Annotated in this window: 1 protein-coding gene; it reads left to right on the top strand. The window is 54.2% G+C overall.

From position 1 onward, the window contains the following. Positions 1-3,401 (top strand): beta strand repeat-containing protein (locus tag Q384_RS12450; protein ID WP_037588740.1); only part of this gene is annotated, 3,401 nt, incomplete at its 5' end. Positions 3,402-3,464: the final 63 nt, after the last annotated feature.

Raw genomic sequence — 3,464 nt, forward strand, 5'->3', positions numbered from 1 at the left:
CGGACGGACAGTCCACCAACGACACCACGCCCACGATTAAAGGCACTTTGGACAAACAGCTGGAAGAAGGACACCGCCTGTTCTTGTACCGCGTTGAAAACGCAAGCAGCGCGAACCCGAGCTTAACCGACCCGACCACCTCGGCAGCCATTGCCGCCGGTGATTGCATTGGCGAAGTATTGGCGTTCACCCAAGACGCCGGCGGCAATTGGACCTGGAGTTACAACGACACCAACACCTTGGCGAACGGCAAAACCTACAGCTACTTCACCAAAATAGTTGATGATGCCGGCATATTCAGTGCGGCGAGTAAAGACAACACCGGCGGCACCACCAACGGCTTTGACGTTGTTGTGGACACCACCCCGCCGGGCGCGCTGACCATCACCAAGGTAACCACCGACACATATATTGATTTTACCGATCCGAACGGTAAAAGCGATGTATTCTTGCACAATGAAAACGCCGACCTCATCACCCGCGACAACCAAGTGGATCTGGTAGGCACATCAGCCAACAACCCCAACGGCTTTGTGGAAATCAGTTTTGACGGCGGCATCACTTGGACAAGCACCACCACCGACGCCTCAGGCAACTGGACATTTACCGACCCGATTGCGCGCACCGGCAACATCAATGTGATGGTTCGCGCGATTGATGCCGCATACAACGCACAATACAGCCAAGGTGCGTTCGCCATTGACGTGGCTGCCCCCAACCGGGTTACCGCCGCGCCGAAGCTGCCGAACGACACCAACAGCGGGCAGAACTCAAGCGGAACCGCCGTTACCATGCCCAACGGCGACAAGGACGGTGTTGTGAGCGGTAAAAACACGGCGGATCTCGTCCAAAACTTTGCGGTACCGGGCGGTACCGAAGCGGGCGCATTAATTGCGATTGTTTCGGACGACAACAAAAACGGTATTTTTGATTATGGTTATGACCGGATATTGGGCAGCGGCATCGTGGGTTCGGTATCGAGCTTCGCGGTTACCCTGCCGGTATCATCGAGCGTTGCCTTGGGCGGGGACTTATTACCGCGCGAAGTGAATTTGGGCTTTGTGCAGTTTGATGCGGCGGGCAATATATCGCGGATCAGCCCCACCACCCAAGTGCAAACGGTTACCAACGACGTTTACACCATTGTTTACCGCGGCACAGCAGGCCTGCCCAACCCCAACCCCTATGCTCCTGTGCCGGGACAGATGAGCACATGGACACCAAATACCACCGACAGGAACGAAGTGCTGGCGGGTGCGGCATTGACCTTAAACAGCAGCGGTCAATATCAGATTTATGCCGACGGTGCAACCTTCACTGCCTCCGCTTACAATAATATTACAGGTAGCACGACAGGCATCGATGCCAATGCTGCGATCACTGTATTTGCGGATACCTACCGCAGCGGCAGTCCAACGCTGTGGTATACCACCTCTGCTGGTATCGGCAGCCAAACCGGCACCAATGGTGGTTCCTCCAACAACATGGTTGCCTGGGACCGCTACGGCGACGGCTATATTGATTTAATCGGCGGCAACAACTGGGCCCAAGGAAACCTGCTGTATATGGATAACTCCGTGAGTGCACCGATAACCACCACGGCGGCATATACCAATATATTCGGCAATATTGCCGGTCTGGCGAGCACGAACACCGGTAAACAAATTTCGGTGGTGGATTTAAACAAAGACGGCTTTGTGGATTTGGCATTCTCCGGCAGCACCAGCACCACCGGTAATCAAGGCAGTTACTATTCCGCACTGAACAGTGCCACCGGTGATTTAACCTACAAACAAACCATCAACAGTGCACTGGTAAGAAGCAACAACACCGACCACCATGGCATGACCGACACCAGCATGACGTGGGCAGACTTTAATAACGACGGTTTTGCGGATTTGTGGCTGCCCGGCAATGCCTATGCTAACAGCAGAGGCAACCAAGCGGGATACAGCAGTCGGTTGTATTTAAGCGACGGTTCCGGCAATGGCACGCTGTCCAATACGCCGATTGCACTGGGTGATTTCAACAACGCCGAGCATTCGGTTGCCATTGACTTCGATGGTGACGGCTATATGGATGTGGTTGAGTTCTCCACTTGGGGCGGTGATGAAAGATCAAACAAAGGGGTAACTTTATTCCGCAATAAAGGTGACGGCAAAGCCTTCGACATTATTGATTTGGATGTATCCACCAGTTCCGGTAACAATAACATCGGCTCTTACGGCGGCACAATACGCGTCTTGGACTACAACTGGGACGGTGCCTTGGATATTATGATCCGTAAAAACGGCAATAGCTGGTTCTACTACCAAAACAACAACATCGCCCGCGACGGCACCCACTTACACCTGAAGATTGTTGATCAAGACGGCATCAACATCTATATGGGCAACATCGTGGAACTGTTTGACGCAACCGGCAAACGTGTGTCCAGCCAAGTGCTCAACCCGCAAGACGGCATGATTAACAGCACCACCGGTATTGTTGATTTTTACGGATTGAAGCCAAACAGCGGCTACACCGCAAAAATGTATTACAACGACAACGGCACAGCGGCAGCCGCGGAATGGAGCATACAAACCGGCGACAACACCGGCATGGAACACACCCCGTCGTTTGTGCTGAGCACCGGCAGCAACGGTACAGGCAACTTCGGCGGCACCGGCTACAACGACACCTTCTATGCTGCCGGCGGCACCGCCGTCTATAACGGCGCGGGCGGCTGGGAAAACGACCCGGCAAACGGCAAAGTGTGGAAAGCCGCGGGCGGCATGGACATTGTGGACTTCAGCACCGCCACCGGCGGCGTAACCGTGGATTTAAACAATACCGGTTCGCAAAACACCGGCTTTAACGACGCCACCTTCGTTAATATCGAAGGCATACGCGGCGGACACGGCAATGACAACTTCACCGCCAAAGCCGGTGCCGACAACTGGTTTGAAGGCCGCGAAGGCAACGATACCTTTACCTTAACCGGCGCGAAAACCGTGATCTTGGATTACAACAAAATCACCGCAGACGCAGACGGCGGCAACGGCAGCGACACCGTTATCGGCTTCGGCGGGCTGACAGCCGCCGGCGGTCCGGGTTCAGGCTACGTCTTGTCCACAATGGGTCAAGGCACCGCCGGCGTGCTTGACTTAACCGACCTGTTAAGCGACTACCAAGGCAACGCCACCGTGTATTGGGACGTTAGCACCAGTAAATACGTCTTGGACATAGCATCGGTGAACGCGGGCTTAAACGACTACGTGACCACCAAGCAAGTGGGTGCGGACACCATCGTGCAAGTCGATGCCAACGGCACCGGACAATACACCGACTTGGTAACCTTAAAAAATGTAAGCACCGATTTGGCAGACTTGATTGCCAACAACCAAATCTGGATTGCTTAAAGCCTGTTCAGGCAGCCTGAGTTTTGATACAGGCTGCCTGAAAGTACACAGGCTGCCTGAAAG

This window comes from Stenoxybacter acetivorans DSM 19021, assembly GCF_000745895.1.
In the GTDB taxonomy this organism is placed as follows: domain Bacteria; phylum Pseudomonadota; class Gammaproteobacteria; order Burkholderiales; family Neisseriaceae; genus Stenoxybacter; species Stenoxybacter acetivorans.